General features: G+C 41.3%; 12 protein-coding genes. 1 reads left to right on the top strand and 11 read right to left on the bottom strand.

Features of this window, described 5'->3' with window-relative positions; all coding sequences use genetic code 11:
• Nucleotides 1–5 precede the first annotated feature (5 nt).
• The 8 genes from fucP to J3P37_RS13760 form a co-directional block, all read right to left on the bottom strand.
• A complete protein-coding gene (gene fucP / locus J3P37_RS13795) occupies nucleotides 6–1,241 on the bottom strand; it encodes an L-fucose:H+ symporter permease (protein ID WP_256011864.1) in 1,236 nt (411 codons plus the stop codon).
• A gap of 34 nt (nucleotides 1,242–1,275) precedes the next feature.
• On the bottom strand, nucleotides 1,276–2,163 hold the full coding sequence (locus tag J3P37_RS13790; RefSeq protein WP_256011863.1) for an ROK family protein: 888 nt from the start codon (nucleotides 2,161–2,163) through the stop codon (nucleotides 1,276–1,278).
• Nucleotides 2,164–2,177: 14 nt separating this feature from the next.
• A complete protein-coding gene (locus tag J3P37_RS13785) occupies nucleotides 2,178–4,058 on the bottom strand; it encodes a glycoside hydrolase family 97 protein (protein WP_256011862.1) in 1,881 nt (626 codons plus the stop codon).
• Nucleotide 4,059: 1 nt separating this feature from the next.
• A complete protein-coding gene (locus J3P37_RS13780) occupies nucleotides 4,060–5,277 on the bottom strand; it encodes a glycoside hydrolase family 88 protein (RefSeq protein WP_256011861.1) in 1,218 nt (405 codons plus the stop codon).
• 305 nt (nucleotides 5,278–5,582) lie between these two features.
• Nucleotides 5,583–7,448 (bottom strand): RagB/SusD family nutrient uptake outer membrane protein, encoded by a 1,866-nt coding sequence (locus J3P37_RS13775; RefSeq protein ID WP_256011859.1) that lies wholly within the window; start codon nucleotides 7,446–7,448, stop codon nucleotides 5,583–5,585.
• 21 nt (nucleotides 7,449–7,469) lie between these two features.
• A complete protein-coding gene (locus tag J3P37_RS13770; RefSeq protein WP_256011857.1) occupies nucleotides 7,470–10,628 on the bottom strand; it encodes a SusC/RagA family TonB-linked outer membrane protein in 3,159 nt (1,052 codons plus the stop codon).
• A gap of 353 nt (nucleotides 10,629–10,981) precedes the next feature.
• The gene (locus J3P37_RS13765) at nucleotides 10,982–11,860 is read right to left on the bottom strand and encodes a heparin lyase I family protein (protein ID WP_256011856.1); all 879 of its coding nucleotides are present in this window, start codon (nucleotides 11,858–11,860) and stop codon (nucleotides 10,982–10,984) included.
• A gap of 240 nt (nucleotides 11,861–12,100) precedes the next feature.
• Entirely contained in the window at nucleotides 12,101–12,616 is a 516-nt protein-coding gene (locus tag J3P37_RS13760) for a hypothetical protein (protein WP_256011855.1), read from the bottom strand.
• Nucleotides 12,617–12,853: 237 nt separating this feature from the next.
• Here J3P37_RS13760 and J3P37_RS13755 point away from each other — a divergent pair, with 237 nt between their 5' ends.
• Complete coding sequence (locus J3P37_RS13755; protein WP_369414080.1) at nucleotides 12,854–13,078, top strand: helix-turn-helix domain-containing protein; 225 nt, start codon at nucleotides 12,854–12,856, stop codon at nucleotides 13,076–13,078.
• A gap of 112 nt (nucleotides 13,079–13,190) precedes the next feature.
• On the opposite strand, the gene J3P37_RS13750 is transcribed toward J3P37_RS13755, so the two are convergent.
• The 3 genes from J3P37_RS13750 to J3P37_RS13740 form a co-directional block, all read right to left on the bottom strand.
• Entirely contained in the window at nucleotides 13,191–15,641 is a 2,451-nt protein-coding gene (locus tag J3P37_RS13750; RefSeq protein ID WP_256011854.1) for a glycoside hydrolase family 95 protein, read from the bottom strand.
• 4 nt (nucleotides 15,642–15,645) lie between these two features.
• On the bottom strand, nucleotides 15,646–17,967 hold the full coding sequence (locus J3P37_RS13745; protein ID WP_256011853.1) for a hypothetical protein: 2,322 nt from the start codon (nucleotides 17,965–17,967) through the stop codon (nucleotides 15,646–15,648).
• Nucleotides 17,968–18,156: 189 nt separating this feature from the next.
• A complete protein-coding gene (locus tag J3P37_RS13740) occupies nucleotides 18,157–20,364 on the bottom strand; it encodes a discoidin domain-containing protein (RefSeq protein WP_256011852.1) in 2,208 nt (735 codons plus the stop codon).
• Between the last annotated feature and the right edge of the window lie 121 nt (nucleotides 20,365–20,485).

Here is a 20,485-nt window from a genome sequence, read left to right as displayed (position 1 = left end):
TTCGCTTACCTCTTCACTTTATAAAATTTAGCACCAAACAGGAAAATCACTACGTAGCAAACAATGGGTAAATAATATGCCTGAGCAACATCGTGATTGGCAACAGATCCCATGATCAATGGAAAAAATGCACCTCCAACTACTCCCATAGATATAAATGAAGAAGCTTGTTGGGTATGGTGCCCCAGGTTCTTCAATCCTAAACTAAAAATGGTAGGGAACATGATACTAAAGAAGAAGTTGATCATGAGTAGTGCAATATAAGAAAACCATCCTAAGCCCTGGGCAACAAAAATACAAGACATTATACTGCCTAATGCAAAAATGGCCAGTAACCTATTTGGCGCGATAAATTTCATTAAAAACGTCCCTGTAAACCGCCCAATCATCATGAATACCATGAAAAGCACCAGATAATTTGCAGCTTTCGAATCTGTAAAACCCATAACGTCCACACCATAATTGATGAAGTATGCCCAGGTTCCAGCCTGCGCTGCTACATTGAAAAACTGTGATACTACAGCCCAGGCGAAATGCTTATGTGCGAAAAGCTTTTTACCGGGGGCAGCGTCAATATTTACAGCTTCCAGATTTTCTGTAGTAGGCGCCACATGGGGGTCAATCAATGCCGGGACTTTAACAAATGAAAAAGAAACCGCCAATACAACAATAAACAGACCGATACACAGATAAAGATCCTTTACAGAATCAAGGTTATTATCAGCACCGCCGTGCGTTGCTCTTAATAAAAAATACGAACCTAATAATGGGCCAATAATGGATCCAACAGCATTAAAAGATTGTGCAAAGTTTATCCTTTGATCCGATGTTCTCTGATCACCCAAAGAAGCCACAAAAGGATGGGCTACTGTTTCGAGGGTAGCCATCCCACAGCCTAAGATGAATAAGGCGATCCTGAAAAAGCCGAATGATTCTGTATTAGCTGCCGGTACAAATAAGAATGTACCCGCTGCAAACAAGCTGAGTCCCAGCAGTACTCCACTTTTATAGCCAAATTTTTTCATAAACATCCCGGCAGGAATACTCATAATGAAGTAAGCGCCAAAAACAGAAAATTGTATGAGCCCTGATTGGGATTTAGAAATATTTAATACATTTTGAAAATGCTTGTTTAAGACATCACTCATGGATAATGCCAATCCCCATAATGCGAATAAAGAAACAACGAATATTAAGGTAAGGATAAACTTTCTTTCGGTGAACTTTGCTGTGTGGTCCATTCTATTTCGTAAAATAATTACAGTTATAATGACATTATAATAAAACGGGCTCAAAAGAAGCTGCCGCACCAATTAAGGCAGCATCCTCGTTTAATTCTGCTATCTTAAATACAGGTTCCAGATCAAAGTTTCGCAGACAGCTTTTTAATTTATCTAAAAACAGATGGCTAGCCTTTGCAATGTTCCCTCCAAGGATGATTGCCTCAGGTTGTTCCTTGAGTAAAAATGGCACCATAAAAAGAGCCAGGTTGTTGCAGTACTCGTCAAATATGCTGCTATTCAAGCCATCGTATTCTATCAGATCCACCATCTCCTTCACATTATCAACCTGAATACCGTTAAGTTCATGGAATCTTTTAATAAACCAGCGGGTGGTAAAGTAATCATCAGCTATGCTATCCTTAAACGGTTCACTCCCCAAGTTAAGATCCTGAGTTACTCCTTTATTACTTATAGCAGACCCAAAGCCAGTTCCTAAGGTCAAGCCTACAACTTTACCCATATTTCTGCCGGCCCCGCAAAAAACCTCGCCATGCAGGAAGGCCTCTGCATCATTTCTAAAAATAATATTTCCAGGCTCCAGCTTCAGCTGAGCAGCTAAATATTCCCTAACATTAAGGCCGTAAATAGCTTCATATTTGTCCAGCCCTTTTATATAGGAGATCCCGTTCTCATAATCAAAGGGACCTGGCATAGAAAAAGCAAGCTTATTTATCATACCACCCCCTTTTTCTAGAACGGCCCTAAGAACAAACAGCCAGCTTTCTAAAATCTCTTTGGCGTCCCCTTTACTATTTACATACTTTCTTACCGATGTATCTTCTATTAAGCATTTGCCTGTTAAGCCTACTAAAGCGACTGTAATATGCGAACCACCAACATCAGCACCTGCGACAACAATGTTACTTTCCTCGTTATTCATCTATGTATATTCTATTATTCCTTAAGTCTTATCCACATCGCATGCCCTCCAGAGGCAGCTAATTTCACATCCAGTACTGTCTTATTGGTAACACTCATTTCGGTTACGCCAACTTTGGTTCTGGTCTGTACTGAGGGATCATCAGCGTAAATGGTGGCCGTGTATTTCTTTCCTTTTGGCAAGAAATCAAGCGATACCTTTACAGTTCTTTTCTCATTGTTCGTGATTGTTCCCAAAAACCAGTCCTCTCCATTCCTCCTTGCAGTACTGACGTACTCTCCTGGTCTTCCCCCCAGAACTTTGGTTTCGTCCCATGTAGTAGGCACCTTGTCAAAAAATTCTATTTCGGGCTCTCCCTGGTATTTATCAGGTGTATCATACCAATACAAAGTTTGCAAAGGGCTATAATAGACCACTGCCAATGCTAACTGATGTGCATGTGAGGTTTTGATCCGGGAGTCGTAATAGCAAATGGTATAGTCTCCTGCACCAGCAATCATCCTCGTAAAAGGAAGAACGGTATTGCTGGTAGCGTCCGGCATTTCTTCATTTCCTCTTATACCTTCTGATGTCATGAGATTAGGCCATGTACGTTGTTCCCCTGTTGGCCGCCAATCGTCATGTACATTCACCATCATTTGATTATCGGCAGCTTTTTTAAAAGCGCCTTGCAACCAGTTTGTCCAACGATGCGATCCGTTTACAACAAACCCAAACTTCACCCCCTTTATTCCCCAATCCTTGTAAATGCTGAACAGCGAATCAGACTGAGCTAATAAGGCCTGTTGATTTACATAAAGCCATACACCAATACCTTTGTCTTTCGCATAGCTGATAATTTTAGGCAGATCAAAGTCCGGAATGGCGACTTTAGTCGCATCAGAACTGAAACTAAATGCAGGTCCATACCATTTCCAGTCAAAGAGAACATACTGCAACTTTCTTTCGGCTGCAAAATCGATGTTTTGTAAAGCATCTCTGGTCGTTTGTTTCATCACCCTGATAATCTTACCAGGTTTTATCCAACTTTCATCCGAAATACGGGACGGGTCATTTAAATTCAACAGAATCTCATTATTCTCTATCAGCCTGCTTGCCTTTTCCGCCACCATGATAACCCGCCAGGGTGTTGCAAATGGAGAGATCAGATCTGCAGGGTCGTGGATAGATGTTACAATAGTATTAGGCTTCGCCTCGCTTAGCTTAAACTTAGTACGACTGTAGTCTACCATTTTGGCTTCTGCTAAGCAGACAAACAAATTGTTTGGCAACTCCAGTGTCAGGGGGCGTTCGCTCTCATGCCTCCAGTTTTTCAAGGGCAATAGCTGATAAGGAGCCTGCGCCCATTCGGCATGCCATGCCTTCGTTCCATCCGGCAGAGTAAATTCTGTATTTTCCGAGACCACCCTGTAATAAGTTCCTTTTTCATTTTCGGGAAAGAAAAAGCGAAATCCTACTCCCTCATTATACACGCGTACCTCAATATTCATCAAGTACATGGCATTATCTTCTTTTACAGTAGAAATGCTGAGTGCATTATAGCGATCTCTTATGGCGGCGTTTTCGCCAACTACTGGTTTCCAGGTGGTATCTTTTGCAATCGTTCTTACACCAGTAATCTTTAAATTTCCGAACCATCTTTTTTGTGTATCAGCCTTGAGGGCCATTGCCCGCTCTGATAAATAATTATCGAACTGTAAGTCCAGCAAGGACTCTTTGATTACTTCTTTGCCCTTATAGTTAACGCTGTAATAAAATGCTTTTTGGCTATTCCTTGATTCCTGCCGGATATTAAATATTAACAATCCATCAGGAGATTTTACTTCGTACCGGTCTTCAGCTTTTGAGAAAAAGCTGAACAGTATGAGCATAAGAATACTTGTAAATACTTTCATTCTATAGGTTTTCGTAAATGCTTTTCGCTTGCTGTAATTTCTTCAAACGAACCAATGCTTCGATATAATAGTAATCGCCGTAATTGATGGACGTGTCTATCTCCGTTCCATTTGGTTTATGTCCTGTAACATGGGTAATAAAAGCCGAATTCTTTTCCCTGCTTTGATATTCTGCCGATGACAGATTTTTTATCATCTTTTCGGCCACTTCACGGTAACGTTTTGCTTTAGCTTCGTCTTTCACAAAAGTCGAGAGTTCCAGTAAACCTGATGCTACGACGCCAGCTGCAGAAGCATCTTTAGGAGCATCCGGAATATCGGGTGCATTAAAATCCCAATAAGGGATCAGATCTTCAGGCAGTCTATCAAGATATACATCGCTTACCTTTTGAGCAAAATCTAAAAACCTTTCGTCTCTAGTTTCGCGGTAAACCATAGTATACCCATAAATTGCCCATGACTGCCCTCTGGCCCACATGCTATCATCGGCATAGCCCTGATGAGTAACCTGTTTAATTCTCTTGCCAGTTTCTTTATTATAAACCACCACATGATAGGATGTGTAATCCTTACGAAAATGGTTCAGCATCGTGGTTTCCGCATGCTTTACAGCGATATCATACAGGCCTTTTGTGCCTCCGTTTTTTGACGCCCAGAACAATAGTTCCAGGTTGATCATATTGTCTATAATGGTATTATGCTGAGGCCAGTCCATATTGGGAACCGAACGTGGCCACGATAAAATGGTGCCTACTTTAGGATTAAACAGAGTTGCCAGTGTATCAGCGGTGCGCAAAACGATCTTCTTATATTCTTCATCTCCGGCTAACCGGTAACCATGCCCATAAGAATTAAATACCTGGAACCCCAAATCGTGATCAAAAGCTGGTTCAACAGAAAGGTTATACAGTTCCGAAGTGAATCTCTCAGCTTCTTTTTTTAAAGAATCATTTTTTGTTGCCTCATATAAATACCATAAAGTTCCAGGCCAAAAACCACTGGTCCAATCTTTATAATTGACATAACGCCAGTTACCTGCTTCGTCTTTTATATTTCTTGGGATATTGGGTAGATCTCCAGGAACATCAGCCAAAGTTCTGAAAGCTTGTTTTTTGCAATAAGCTATGTTCTTATCTACATTCAGGCGTTTAACCGAACAGGAACAAAGCAAACCCGCGGCAACTAATACTACAGCAATATTTTTAGATAATCGATACATATTTCTCATTAAGAATGACTGCCTGGCACTCAGCTAAAGATTATAACAACCATTCAAATATAAAAAACTAAATCGGTTTAGTAAAAAAGAGGTGAATTTTGCTATTTTTCAAAGATTCCGATCATATCTTTTAAGATTTGTCAACAATTGTACGTCTGACTTAAAATATTGCCATCGCTCATTCAAAGCGTATAATCAAGATAGAGGTCGGCGCTGAACCTTAAGACCAATCATCACTGAATTAGAATAATGCCAGACTAAAGCTGGCATTATTTATTTGACGTTGCGAAATCACAATAATATTCTTACCATTCAGGGTTTTGATCTAGCCCTGGATTTAATTGCCGCTCGGCGGATGGAATTGGATACAAATAGTGTTTTCGTGTGAAGTTCCTCGAAGCTGCCGGATCTAAAATCAAAGCGCCGGTTGGAACATCAACTCCATAAGCGTATATAGCAGGATTATAAATATTTACTCCTGATACCTTAAACGTAGCCACTTCTGTTGGACTGCCATCCGGATTCTTAACAGGAATTCCCAATATGTCCTGGTTTAATTCTTGTTCAGCTATACCCCAACGCTTCAAATCATCGAAGCGTGAATTTTCTCCATAAAGCTCCAAAGCTCGTTCTCTTCTTATCTCGCCAAGAAGTGTAAGCGGTGTTTTTCCGGGGTTCGCTGCGTTTGCTGTGATAAGCAGGGAAGCAGATAGATTCGCTACGCCAGCCCTTGTCCTTATTTTATTAATGGAGATATTTAAATCTTCATCCGAAATATTTCCATTACCCAGCTCGCATTTCGCTTCTGCATAGATCAAGTAAACTTCTGCTAAACGGATCTGTGGATAATCGTAAGATTCATACTCTGTTTCTGTACCCGGATTCTCGCTGACCCATTTCCTATTGACATATCCACTATGCGTTGAGTTGGTTGACAGGTCCGGATAGTAGGTTGGAATATTGGCCGGCCAGTTTGCCAGAGTGGTATAGTTGGCCTTTGTATAATCGGCACCTCCACCGTTTACGCCAGCTCCCCAGCCCCAGTACTTTTGTCCGGGCTTTTTCACCAGTGAGATCAGACGATTATCTCTGTTTTCAAATTCATCCGTCATCTCATTATACCCATTGTAGAAAGAAGAATATCTGTAAGGCAATCCGTCTTTTGCCAAATACATATCCATCATCTTACGATTTGGGGCCAATGGACTTGCGGGTCCTCCCAATGTATGACTTAAATTGACAGCAGCTCTGTTTAAGTTCTTGTCATATAAACTTTTCAGAATAAATTCTCTATTAGCTGCTTTAGTTAAGCCCCTGGGATTAGATTTTGCATCTTCTAGTACAAATAAATAATAGTAACTTAATTCATCTACGCCATTAAACAACTGAAAGCTGGGGCTACTCATTACACTTTCAGCTAAAGCTGCAGCCTCTGTTAAGTAAGCTGTTACATTATCAGCTTTCTTCTGACCAGGTGCCCAGTCTGTACTTTCTCCGACATATTTCTCCCATGTTGCTTCGTACAATAATACTCTTGCTTTAAAAGATTTTGCTGCCTCTAAACTTAACTGCCCTTTATCAGCAACAGCAATATTTCCCTCAAGCGGTAAACCATCGATAGCAATATCCAGATCTCTAATAATCTGATCAACTACTTCATACCTGGTATTTCTGGGGCCATATAACACTTCGTCATTTACATCGGTAACAGTTGTAACGATTGGCACCCCTCCAAAGCGTTTTAACAAAAAGAAATAATGCCAGGCCCTGAAGAAATGAGCCGCAGCAACGTATTGCTTAATTCCGGCTTTATCTCCCTGGTATTCTTCTCCTTTCTCGATAAGGACGTTATTTGAACGGATATATTTATACGGGTTTCTCCAGTAAATATCGGTTGAACTTGCACTCATTGCCCCCCTGCCATAGCTGGAAGGAATGGCTGTAAGGTCACTTCCGGGATCCATCCAGTCGTATATGTTACTGTCATCGATCTTTTTAAACCCGATCATTTTATTATAAAAATCGTTTGCAGCGGCTTTAAACTGCTCAGGGGTTTTGAAATAAATGGCTTCTGTTGGAGCGTCTAAAGGGTCCAACTCGAGAAACTTCTTGCATGAACTCACCGATAAAATTCCGGCAATCATTAATAGCTGAAATAGCTGCTTTTTCATAGTCGTCATTTTAAATACTGCTTAAAATGTAAAATCTAAACCTACAGAGTAGGTCCTTTGAAATGGATAAGTACTGTCTGCACTTTCACCTTGTTCGGGATCGAAGCCGTCATTGATCGTACTGAACTCAAACAGATCGGTTCCGGAGAAATAGAACCTTATCCTGTTTGACTTTAATTTCCTGCTAATGTTTTGAGGTAATGTATATCCCAGCACCAGGGTTTTTAAGCGCACATAACTTAGATTCTGAACATTTATATCATTAAATTGCCAGTTCCAGTTATTCCTGTCAGTGTCGAAAGACAATCTGGGATTCTCCGCATTCATATTTTCAGGCGTCCAGGTCGTTCCTATATACGAAGCATTAACATTAAGATAGTTTCTGAAAAAGGGGGCTCTTGCATTGCCTCCCCTCAAAACATATTGCTGCCCAACTCCCTGGAAGAAAGTTGAAAGATCAAAATTTTTCCATTGTGCACCCAGATTCAAGCCAAATGTATAGTGAGGATTAGCATCTCCATAATAATAAACATCTCCTTGCCCCAGGCTGCCATCTCCTACCGGATCAATATATCCGTTGCCATCAAGATCTACTACTTTGGCGTCACCCGGGCGTAGAACCTTCGTATCGCCAACCATTCTGCCAAGGTTACCAGCTTTAACAGAGGTGTATTGCGCATAGTAAGCATCCACATCGGCCTGATCTTTAAATAAGCCATCTGTTTTATATACAAACAATGAATTCAGAGGATAACCTTCTCGCAAAGCAACCTTCCCGGCTGTCCAGCTATCTCTCCCTACCATAGAAGTCAGATCACTTTTATTGTCACCAATGTTAAAACCTATGTTATACGTTACCGTATTGATCCTATCTCTCCAGTTTAACAACAGCTCCCAACCTTTTACAGTCAACTCGCCACTATTCGACTTTGGAGCGGTGGCACCGTAAACCTGTGGGTAGGTAACGTCAATTAACATTCCGATATTTTTCTTTTGAAACAGGTCAAAGCTTCCGGAAAGTCTGTTCCTTAGAACAGCAAAGTCTAAACCGATGTTCGAATTGGCAATACGCTCCCAGGTTCTGGTCCTGCTGGTGGTTCCTGCAAGGTAAGCCGTTCCCTGGTAAGCCGGAGTAGTCCCAAAAATTGCTGTTCCTGTTGTGGTAACATTCGATATATAATCATAGTTACCAATATTAGCTTGTCCGCCTGTTTCACCGTAACCTCCTCTTATCTTCAAGTCGTTGAAGATCCCTAAGTTTTTCAGAAAACTTTCTTCTGATATTCTCCATCCAGCAGTTATCCCGGCAAAGTTTGACCATCTCTGATCTGCGGCAAACTTAGAAGATCCATCCCGGCGTCCTATTAACTCAAGAAGATATTTTCCTTTATAATCGTAATTAAGACGACTGATATAGGATAGCAAACCCCAATGATTAGATCCGCCTTTATTAGTTTGAGTAACCGGATTGGCAGTATTTAAATCATATAAGCCTTCAAACTCCAGCTTAGTCCTTTTGGCTTCAACCTCTTTATTCTCGTTTAACTCGCCTGTAACACCACCGGTAACAGAGAAATTGTGAAATTTAGCAACTGTCTTTTTATAATCTACGAAAAGTCCGTAATTCTGATAAAAGGTATTATAAATATTCTCTATCACTTCCGGATTCGGATACTGGGTAGAAGTCAACCTATCTCCTTTCCAGTTGTAGAGATTATATGTTTGATTGTAGGAACTTTTCCATCCGTTACGTCTTGTTATAGCAGCCGTTCCACTCAGGGAAAAATCTTTAAAAAGCTCTGCAGATAAGCGGGTATTGACCCTGAAAATCTCCTCCTTATTATTTACTCTTCCCCCTCTTTGCGTGGAAGCAACAGGGTTTCTGTAGCCGTAATCATCGTAAAAATCACCGTTGGCGTTATAAGTAGGAAATACCGGTGCATCAAAAAAGCCTGCACCTATGCCATTCTTCGGATTGCTTACCGTTCTGTCATCGTAGGACAAACCAGTTTGCAACTTTATCTTACTGGTTATATTATAATCATAATTTAAACGGGCATTATATTTCTTTTCTCCGTCGTAGGCAGTTTTCAGCAAAGATTTATTATCCGCAAATCCAAATGAAACGTTATAAGCTGCATCTTCAGAAGAACCTCGTAAGCTTATATTATGCTTCTGAGAATATGAAGGTCCGTATAGCTGGTCAAACCAATTGTTATTTTCGTATTTACTTATATTGCCATTGGAAGGATTGGTGAATTCAAATGATTCGCCATTAGCCATTCTTGTGATATTATCTTTTCCCCATTGAGGAAACCATTCTACCACATTTCCATTTACATCAACCTTATCTTGTGTAGATGTTTCTAAGTATAGCTGGGCCCATTCCGACATCGTCGCATAGGGAACTGTTATACCAATTGTATTCAGGCTAAGGTTATTGTTATAGTTTACCTGTAACTTACCCCCCTTCCCTCTCTTGGTAGTCACCAGGATTACACCGCCGGCAGCTCTTGCGCCATATATGGCTGCAGAAGCGTCTTTCAAAACGCTCACTGTCGCAATGTCGTCCGGATTAATCTGGTTTAATTCCCAGGTGCCAATTACGGGAACACCATCAATAATGATCAAAGGATCCACACCTGTTACGGAAGATTCACCACGTAAACGAATATTTAAACCTTCGTTTCCAGCTCGTGAACTACTTCTTGTAATAACAAGCCCTGGCACCTCTCCCTGAAGGGAAAGTGCAGGATTCGCGAATGTTTTATTTTCAAAAACCTCCTCGCCCACCTGTGTAACGGCGCCTGTAAGGGTCTCTTTTTTCTGAGTACCGTAACCCACTACCACAACTTCCTGAAGTTGCTTGTTGTTTACATCAAGTCTTACGACCATTGGCTTGGTTACATCTGCTGTAACAGTGACACTGGCATAGCCAATATAACTGACTTCCAGTTGAGCGCCCGATTGGGCGCTTAGCGTAAACACCCCATTTACGTCAGTGGAAGCACCGGATGAACCGTTTTTTACTTTTACAGATGCCCCAATAATGCTTTCATTTGTAGCAGCATCAACTACTTTTCCGGTGACTGTCTGCTGTGCATAAGTGATCAGACACGAACAGCTAAACAGAAAAACCAGGAGACAGGACTTCCTTTTTAGAAATACAAAGTTTTTCATTTTAATGGGCTTTAATTAGTTTGGTAAACGACTTAGGCTTATTGTAAGTCAAAACTACAAAAACTAAATCGGTTTAGAAGAATTTTTTATTTTTTTCCGAATACTTAACGTACCTCAATATTCTTTGAAAAGATGAATTCTTACTTCAAGAATTTCTTACAAAACTGTTAAATAATCGATTGAAATAAAGAACCCCTGACTTAATTGCTTATACAGTTAAGTCAGGGGCTATTAATATGGAGGCTTTTAGTAGCCGACAACAAACTGCCTCAGAAGCTAAACAGATTAGAATGCACTTACCAACAAATCTGAATCTTTCTTTGAAAGTACTATTTCATCTAAAGTTTTTAATACTATTGATTAGGATTCACAGTCTCCCAGGCATTCGTTGGATTACCAACCAGCTGACCTACGTTATCGAAATACACTACACGTGTTTCATTTGTAGTGTAGTTGGCGTTGTCGTAACAATACATTCCAAATTTCAATTTGATCATATTATCGGCTACTGATGAATCGAGAGAGTCTCCGTTCCAAACTCCCCAGGCGAAATTGATGTTAGTTGCGCTATAAGTTGGTGAAGACTTGCCGGCACCTGCATACCAGACCTGTAATAAACCTGTACCGGTTTTAGAAGCTTTGAAATGAATGATCACAGGTTTCCAGGCATTACGCTGAATATCACTGGCTATTAACACTTCCGTTGGATTAACGCAGGCACTTCTTCTTTGAAGATATAGGGCATTATTCCTTACAATCAGCATTGCAGCCCACGAGCTGCATCCATTTTCGGCAAAGATCTGGGCGATGGCAGTTTCCTTATTAGTTGGAAAACCGGGCGAAGAAAGATAAAAATGAAACCCATACCAGCCTTCTTTATAAAAATTAAGGTCACTGCACGCTTCTGCTCCTTTGTCCATTCGGGTACCGTCAAAGCCCGTTTGCGTCCAGTAAAACTTCATACACTTTACCCCATCTTTTGTGAATGCCTGTCCGTAGTTGGGATTCTGAGTAGTACATACAGTAAAGGGCGAGAGATTACCATCCTCAAAACCTGTTTCCTTATGAGTAGATGTATTCGTTTCGACGGCGGACGTTATTCCAACATCTTTAACTTGTCCAAGCACCAGGACACTTTCGCTTTTCTCATTACTTTCTTTACAAGAACATAGTACAAAAACGGCACATGCCATTGCGTAATGCTTAAGCTTTAGCAAATTGATTGTTTTCATGTTTTGATTTTTAGTTTATAATTAGATTAGTCTGAGTTACGCGTAATAATGTTCAGCTCAGCTTTTTTCCAAGCCGCAGTAAAGGAGAATCCGATAAATTTCAAATGAAGAGATTATATTGATACCGAAAAGCCGGACCATTAGGATCTTACCATTACGGAATGTAACCAGTAAAAATCGCCAGCATTGATTTTAACGGAGCGGAGTTATGCCATAGCCCTGGCCTGACTCCGCTTGTGTTTAATAGACCCAGTAAGTTGGCTGATTTTCAGAACCAGCAATACCATCTCCTGTAAAAGAAAGTATCTCATACCATTGATAACCAGAGTACGATTGATTACTTTGATAAAAATCCTGGTGATCAAACCAGGTGTTCATCGCATATTCTATTTGTACGCTCTGAGAATTGGCCGGTATTTCTATCGAAAAGTCACTACTATATCCTGAATTCCAATTGTAAATATTTTGATAATTTGAGCTTTTGGGCCGAATTATCACAGTCTGATTCTCTTCGGAATAAGCTGGTATGGTACATTCAATATCTTCAAATATTTCAACATATATATCACTCCATTGCCCTCTGTCATGATATGACCATGTTGCATAATCGAGGGTTCCATTGTTAACATACTTGATTCGCGCATATAGTGCAGCGAAAGACGAAGCACTTTGCAACATTATCATCAAACAAACAAGTGGCAGCACTTTTAAGGTGAAAGAAAGGAATTTGTTTCCAAAATTGATTCGGTTTTTCATGTTCATAATTAAAGGTTAATATGTTAGTTTATTGGGCTATCAATGTAATGAGATCCAGGTTTACCGCATCTACAATATGTTTCAGCGAATACCTATCAAAAGCACAAGATTATGTTTATTTAAAGCATCCTCAACAACAAGCGGTTGTATTTTATCCATCCACGTTGTAAATAAAAAACTTAAACTATTGCAGGAAAACAAAAAAGCACGTAAATTGGTTAACTAAACCAGTTTACCATGATGTGCAAAACAATAAGAAATTACCGCCTTTTAAGGGGATATTCTCAAAGTTATATGGCATTCTGTTTAGACTTATCTCAAAATTCCTATTCTCGTATTGAGCTTGGACGAATAGAACTTACCGTAAAACGACTTATTGAAATATCTGATATATTGGAAATAAGCCCTTCAATTTTATTGGAGAGCGCTCTTAAAGACATTCGCCAGCAGCATAAAAAGTGAGTAATCTTGGATCTTTCATTAATATTTCTTTTCCTATTTCCTTTAACAACAAACCCTCATTCAATTGGTAATATAATTGATGAGGGTTTCAATATAACGAAGACTACGACTGCTAGTTCGCTCTTGTAAAGCTATACCGTTTCCCAGCCTCGGTCATCACATCATATTCATAAATCTTATAAAGCAGGGGCACTTGCGGGTTAATCTTATCTGAAACTAAAGGCTCTTTAATTGCTGCAGTTTTATAAATCTCGTTCGGATTTATTCCTTCAGCTTTCTTCAAGCCTTCCCCCTTTAGTGGAACATACGAGCGAATCCTTAGATTTCCTCCATTTCTGGAAAGAATACTCGCCTTATTGAGTTGCACTCCATCCCAGTCCATATCGACAACAAAACCGCCGCGGGCAACCAGTCCGCTGATACTTCCCGTTCTCCAGGCATCCGGCAAGGCTGGTAAAAGATGTACTGCGCCGTCATGACTTTGCAAAAGCATCTCGGCAACGCCGGAGGTATAACCGAAGTTACCGTCAATTTGAAAAGGAGGATGCGCATCAAACAAGTTAGGATACGTTCTTCCGTCATTATTTCCAGGCTCCACCAGCATCAGCATGTTATTGATTAATTTGAAAGCTTTGTTACCATCAAGCAGCCGGGCCCACAAATTAATTTTCCAGCCTAAAGACCATCCTGTTGCCTTATCCCCTCTGAAAACCAGCGAGTTTTTAGCAGCCTGAAACAACTCCGGATGTTGATAAGGAGATATCTGGTTACTTGGAAACAACCCGTAAAGGTGCGATACATGACGGTGGTCGCTCTTAGGATTATCTACATCCTCCAGCCACTCCTGTAATTGATTGTATTGCCCTATTTGCATAGGTGCCAGCCTACTGATCATATTTTCCAGTTTCATTATATAAGCAGCATCCTTTCCTAAAACCTTAGCGGCAAGCCGCGTATTTGATAAAATATCAAAAGCAATCTGATTGTCCATAGTACTGCCTGCGATTGTGGATGGCGCGTTCTTTTTCTCATCGCCAGTTGGACCATGCTCGGGCGAATTGGAGGGGACCGTTACCATCCATTTATATTTAGGATGCTCCACCAGGAAATCAAGGAAAAAATCCGCTGATCCCTTCATTGCAGGATATATATCCTCCAGGTAAGCCCGGTTTCCATTATATAAATAGCGTTGCCACAAATGCTGGCACAACCAGGCACCTCCATTTGGCCACATGCCCCAGAAAGCGCGGTCTACAATACCCGTACTACGCCAGATATCTGTATTATGGTGTAAAACCCAGCCATTAGCTCCATACATGGTCTTAGCCGTTTCACGGCCGCTTTCAGAAAGTTCTTTGACCATTTGAACCAGGGGCAGGTGAGTCTCGCTCAGGTTGGTAACTTCAGCTGGCCAGTAGTTCATTTCCAGGTTGATATTAACCGTATACTTGCCATCCCATGGAGCCAGTAACTGGTCGTTCCAAATGCCCTGAAGGTTAGCCGGCTGACCACCCGGCTGAGAAGAAGAGATCAGCAAATAACGGCCGTACTGGAAGAATAAAGTAGCTAATGAAATATCTTTTCCGTTATTAAAGTTTTTCACTCTCAGGTGCGTTTCCTGGTTGGCAGCATCAGAAGTTCCAAGATCTAATCGCACCCGGTCAAACTGTTTTTTGTAATAGGCAGTATGATCAGATAAAGCCTTGGAATAAGGTTTCTTCTTTGCAGAAGCTAAATAAGCACTTGCTTTTTTACTTTCATCTCCGCTTACATCTTTATAATTTACAAAGTTTGTCGCTGCGGATATATAAAGCGTTACAGCGTTAGCGCCATTGATGATGATCTTATCATTTTCAACCTTCACTTTTCCGCCTTCATTTTTCACTTCCGTTTGTGTTTCCAACTGGATTGCTCCCGGAACACCTTCGTGGTCTTCACCTTTGCCCTTCAATATCAATTTCTGGCCTTGCTTATATATCTCATGTTTTAAAGGTGATTTATAAGCAGCTGAAAAAGATAAGGAACCTGCCTTATCGGCGGTTAAACGAACGATAATAACATTGTCTGTAAACGAAGAGAAAACCTCCCGAACATAAGTGACACCTCCCACCCGGTAGCGGGTTGTGGCAAGCGCTTTCTCAATATTAAGATCACGATAGTAATTCTCAGCAGCTGCATGTCCCGGAAAATTAAGCATCAGGCTTCCTACTGTCTGGTAAGGCATTCCATTTCGTGGTGTCTCGAAATTCTTTGACACCAGGTTCTGTGCAGCCTGCAGATTTCCTTGAAACACCAGGTTCCGGATTTCAGGCAAGGCTTTCAAAGCATTGGGGCTATCATTTCTATGGGGGCCACCGCCCCAAACTGTTTCCTCGTTTAACTGGAGTTCTTCTTTTTCTGTTCCTCCATAAACCATCACTCCCAGGCGGGAATTACCAAGGGGCAAAGCTTCTGTCCATTGGCGGGCAGGCTGCTTATACCATAGTTTGAGATCTTGTTGAGCCCGGGCCTGTATAAACCCTGTTAAAAGCAAAATTAACAAGGTATAAATTTCACGTTTCATGTGTTTATTTTTCAAAATATATTACTGTTGTTGAAATAGGGTCGATACTAAGTTCTTTTTCCTTTATGTATTTACCCGTTGTCAGATTTTTAACTTTTTTATAACCCTCAGGAATTTGCAATTTAAAAGTTTTCCCTTTACTGCTGTTCATACCCACCAGGTATTTTCCAAACTGCATTTTATAGAAATCTGCTTTCCCTGCATAGGCATTTTCATCACCCGGTCTGAACGGGACGCCTTCCGGGATTTTAGCTATCGGCTGAACTTCTCCCGCATGAGCAGAGGAAATACCTTTATACCATTCCCTACTCCCCTGGAAGCCAAGGTTTACCCAGTCTCTTCTCACATATTCCATCCCTGAAGGTTCAAATTCCTGTTCGATGTAAATATTAGAAATTACATCCGTAGTTGGCGTGATGTAATGTACTTTAGCCAATCTGTTCACTGCATTTCTTGCTCTCCAATATAAAGAAGCGTATAATATATCTTCTCCATTTTTAATAGCTATCACGCCGTCTTCCTCATCTGCAAATACAAAATCCGGCATACCAGGAGTCATAGGCAAACGGTATTTGCTGTCCGCCTGCTTTTTTATCAGCTCATACTCATCCGGGACATATAATAAAGATTTGCTTGCTCTGATTCCTTTATCTTTCAATTTAATCTTTATGATATTGAAGAATTGATTATCCTTCAACATTTGCTGTGCGTAACCTAAAGCATGTTCATCCAAAGTTGCCGCTGCTGTCATTAGTGGTGTAGCGTCCCATGCAGTACCTCTGTCACCATACATGACGTTACCAGGGTAATGTCCGCCATCTCTCCAGCCGACTACAGCTTCTGCTCTCATGGCTTTATTACCGTCTGCATCTAGTGCAGGATACCTGAAATAGCTACGTGCCCGCATCATTTTTAACAATTGCTGCCTGATCTTCGCATCACCTGAATGAGGCACACCCGGCGCACAGGTTGATTTGTAAATGTCAACCACCCAGTCCAGCACCTCTCCATAGTATCCAACAAAGCCTAATTCTTTCGTCAGGCCTTTGGCCGTTAACTGCCAGTAATCATCACCCAAAGGCTTTTGGGGTCCGTTTGCTGTTTCTTTGCCTAACCAGGGCACCAAACCCACTGACTCATATAAATATCTTAATATTTGGAATTCAGGCAGCGCATGTGCAGGATCTATCAGAAGCAGGGCCCTGTTGCAGTCGTACATGAATAAATCGATGATCATCGACTGGTTGGTATATTGCCTCCTATGCGTAGTACTGTACTTTAAACTGGCTTGTAACATATCAGACCAGGCAGTCCTTCTATTGATTTTAGCACCTTTTCCGTTAGATATCTCCTCGTCTAACTGAGGTTTGATCTCTGTGTACAACTCCCGGATCCCTCTTGACAAAGGCCCCGTTATCAGCCACTCATAATTATAAACACTTTTGTCAGAATAAACTATATCCGGATCCTGAACAAACTTTCGGTAATGCTCATCTATTCCTGCAATAACCTGCCTGATAACTTTAGGATTCTGGTAAGCATGCGTCCACTTTATATGATAAGCAGGAGCAACAAACATGATTTCCAACTGTTTAATCGGCCTGTCGGCATTGATAATTTCGTCTAGTTCCTTGTTTAAACGTTCCTTTAATTCAACCAGAACTTCTTCGCCAACATCATTCCTAATGCTTGCATTCAGATCCACTTTTTCGGTAGCAGAGGCTTTATCAGTTTGAACTAAGGTTGACGTATGGGTATAAACTTTATACAATCCCATCGTCGGTGCCGTCATGTCTTTCTGGTAGCGTTCAAAAGTATCACCATAGCCCCAGATCTCTCCATAAGACCTGATTTCAAGGTTCACTTCTTTTTTACCCTTAGTATGATTAAGAGGTATAGGTAAAGTCACGTAAAAGAACCGGCCGGCTAAGGGGGCTTCATTATTTCCAAGAAATAACAGATCGATATCCCCTAAATGGCGGTACCCCACCTGCTTGCCTTCGCTAAAAAGCATCAGCATGGATTTATCCTTGTCAGAACCCCAGCACTTTACCGTAAAGTAATTTTGTTTAACAGGATCTACCTGCATCCGGAACGCAAGTGTCCCACCCGTATAATTAAGCGGTTCCCTTGGTAATAAGATACGTGCCGTTTGAGATAAAGCACCGGCGACTATCTTACTGTTTTCCGATTTTAAACCATGTTGTTCTTCGGATTGAACATTACCCAAAACCAATACGTCCCGTGGCTTTTCTTGTGCAAGCAAATTTCGCGGCAGCAAATAACAGATTGTAAAAACAATAAATAATAAATTTATTCTTCTCATCTTAATCATTGGATTTTAAAATAGGTTAAATAATGGTTCCCTGATGATATAGAAACTAAGTATGTGTTCCCAAATATAGACACACTAAACCGATTTAACAAACTAATCTTAGTTTGAATGTATATTTAAATACCGCAGCCAGTCAATGCTGACTGGCTGCTCCTGACTAACACAAATTAGTAATTAATATTATGGTGCCATCAAGGCGAATTCACTTAACTGTATTCCGTAAGAAGATCCGCCACTATTGGCAGTAATATTTAAACGGTAATATTTATACGATGTCGTATTGGAAATACTATAAGCTTTCATTTGCAAACGAGCGGTAAACACCTCTCCGGTTCGCGTATCGAGAGTTGTCCATGCAGAGCCATCGTTAGAACCCTGAAACTGCCAACTCTTCGGATCCCGTTGCTGGACATCGTTTGCGCTGGTAAGCCTGTATTCTTTAACCGGCCAGGCGATATCGCTTTCGAACCGATACCTCAACCAGCCTGTACTCCCAGCAGTTTCAGTATACCATTTAGTTGCTGTTGAGCCATCAAACGCCTTTGCAGCCGTTTGTGCAACATTCTGCCGGTCGGCAAGAGCATCGCCGCCGGTTGCACGATTTACCAGCACATTCGAATTCATGGCAACATCTGTGAATGTCGAGGTATTAAGAACGGAATTATTAACAGCAGCTACAGCTAAACCTGCATAAACAGTGGATCCCATAGGTATATAAACTACGCGCATAGGCGTCCATGTGGTACCATTGTTTGAATTATACGCGGTTATCCAATTGTTTCTTCTTTCAAGTTTTAACCAGTAGGGAAGCACTGCCGGCGAATGGCTTTGAGTGTTTTCAGCAGAACCACCGGTTGTACTTCGTGATGCAAAACCAATTCCTGCATTGTTAGATTTAGCATAGACAAAAGCATGCTTAGACGTAGCCGTCAAACTTTCTGTGATCAATAAACCTGCTTTCGCATTGACATTGGTATTTTGAACACCTGTTACTCTGGCAATGATAACGCCATCACCAATTAGTGGTTTATAAGCAAAATGATACGCGTCAGGACTGTTCCATAGATCACCTCCACTACCCTTAACGGTCCAGGTTCCTGAGGAATAAGTCGAACTTCCCGCTACGCCTACACTGCCAATATCGGTACTTGTAAAAGTAGTAACTGCTACCGGACTTGGAAGAGAGGGAAGGGTAACTGATGCGGGCGGCGCTGGAGGAGGAGTTGGCGGGGAAGCGTTATCTTTCTTGAAAAGAAACGTTTCGATCTGAGCCGGGATGGCATTCAGGTACTGCAAGGTATAGGGCATCGTTTGTCCTTTTCTTGCAACATATGCACCATATAAAATTTCTGCTGCAGTGGTATACGTGTTATATGCCCACGAATTTCTGCCGGTCGCACCTATGCTTGTATAAAGGCCATAACAGGCCCCGAAGGGAACAAACGACACGGTATTTCCCAAGTTATAGTTTGAAAAGTATTCCATACTTACCTTTAGCCTGTCGTTAAGCTCTCCATATAAGTCTACATTTTGTTTCCATGCAATTTCGGCAACCAGCGCCATATTCTGCAAGTGGCCGAGAGCATGTCCCTGATCGCGTCCAGAATCCGCATTTTGTCCTGAAGCTAAGGTGGTTCCTCCGAGACCGCCACAGGCATTGTAGTGCCAGGCATCTAACACCTGATTCATCTTTGTCGCATCATTGCAATAGACAGCTACTGCAATAGCTCCTTTTAACTGGGCAGATCCCTGATTTGCTGATTTCAACATGGTGTTAGATCCCACACCGAATTGAGGCCATAACATATTATTAAAATAATTCTGGCTATTGGTAGTGTTAGTAGATGTCCAGCCGGAATAAGTATAGCGCAAGATTTCGGCGCCCATAACGAAATTCAAACCGAAATCAGTAGCGGCGAGAAAAGGGGTCGTGCCCGACCAGGCAGTATGAGTAGTTGCCCATGAATTCAGGATGGAAACAGCCTTAGTTGCATAAGTTGTATTTCCCGTCATATACCAAAGTATTGCCTGATAAAGTACAGCCTTAGAGTCATTCTCGTACTGACTTAAATTAGAGTTTGGTTCCCTTCCTACTGTAGCAAAAGGCCCTTGCATGGAGTAAGTTAAAGAAGCCTGGGTACTGGATGTCAATGCTGAATAGCCGGTAGACCAGGGAGCAACTGTTCTGTTAGCCTTCATTCTTTCCAGATCATAGGTACTAAAGCCCACACCCGGATGGGAAAAAGTAAATGCCGTGGTACTGGCTGCATCCCGTTTTGAGGTAACAGAAGCCTCATCTTCCTTGAGGATTTTTTGTTCTTTCGTACAAGAAGCGGCAAGCAGCAGCAATAGCACATGAGAAAAAGTGGTTAAAATGGTTTTTTTCATCTTGTTAGTTTTATAATGGTTAGATCAGGACGAAGAAATAGACTTACCAGAAGAGATTTCCTAAGACATTACGAATGAATACTCAGGCAGATAAGGAAGGCGGAAGGTTGATAAGCCAGAC

Origin of the sequence: Desertivirga xinjiangensis (assembly GCF_024436435.1) — a bacterium.
In the GTDB taxonomy this organism is placed as follows: domain Bacteria; phylum Bacteroidota; class Bacteroidia; order Sphingobacteriales; family Sphingobacteriaceae; genus Desertivirga; species Desertivirga xinjiangensis.
Note: the sequence above shows the minus strand (reverse complement) of the source record. Positions and strands in the feature narration are given on the sequence as shown.

Coding starts and splice junctions, on each gene's coding strand:
- J3P37_RS13790 (WP_256011863.1), bottom strand. CDS start 2,163: ATGAATAACGAGGAAAGTAACATTGTTGTCGCAGGTGCTGATGTTGGT.
- J3P37_RS13770 (WP_256011857.1), bottom strand. CDS start 10,628: ATGAAAAACTTTGTATTTCTAAAAAGGAAGTCCTGTCTCCTGGTTTTT.
- J3P37_RS13740 (WP_256011852.1), bottom strand. CDS start 20,364: ATGAAAAAAACCATTTTAACCACTTTTTCTCATGTGCTATTGCTGCTG.
- J3P37_RS13750 (WP_256011854.1), bottom strand. CDS start 15,641: ATGAAACGTGAAATTTATACCTTGTTAATTTTGCTTTTAACAGGGTTT.
- J3P37_RS13745 (WP_256011853.1), bottom strand. CDS start 17,967: ATGAGAAGAATAAATTTATTATTTATTGTTTTTACAATCTGTTATTTG.
- J3P37_RS13775 (WP_256011859.1), bottom strand. CDS start 7,448: ATGAAAAAGCAGCTATTTCAGCTATTAATGATTGCCGGAATTTTATCG.
- J3P37_RS13760 (WP_256011855.1), bottom strand. CDS start 12,616: ATGAAAAACCGAATCAATTTTGGAAACAAATTCCTTTCTTTCACCTTA.
- J3P37_RS13780 (WP_256011861.1), bottom strand. CDS start 5,277: ATGTATCGATTATCTAAAAATATTGCTGTAGTATTAGTTGCCGCGGGT.
- J3P37_RS13755 (WP_369414080.1), top strand. CDS start 12,854: ATGATGTGCAAAACAATAAGAAATTACCGCCTTTTAAGGGGATATTCT.
- J3P37_RS13765 (WP_256011856.1), bottom strand. CDS start 11,860: ATGAAAACAATCAATTTGCTAAAGCTTAAGCATTACGCAATGGCATGT.
- fucP (WP_256011864.1), bottom strand. CDS start 1,241: ATGGACCACACAGCAAAGTTCACCGAAAGAAAGTTTATCCTTACCTTA.
- J3P37_RS13785 (WP_256011862.1), bottom strand. CDS start 4,058: ATGAAAGTATTTACAAGTATTCTTATGCTCATACTGTTCAGCTTTTTC.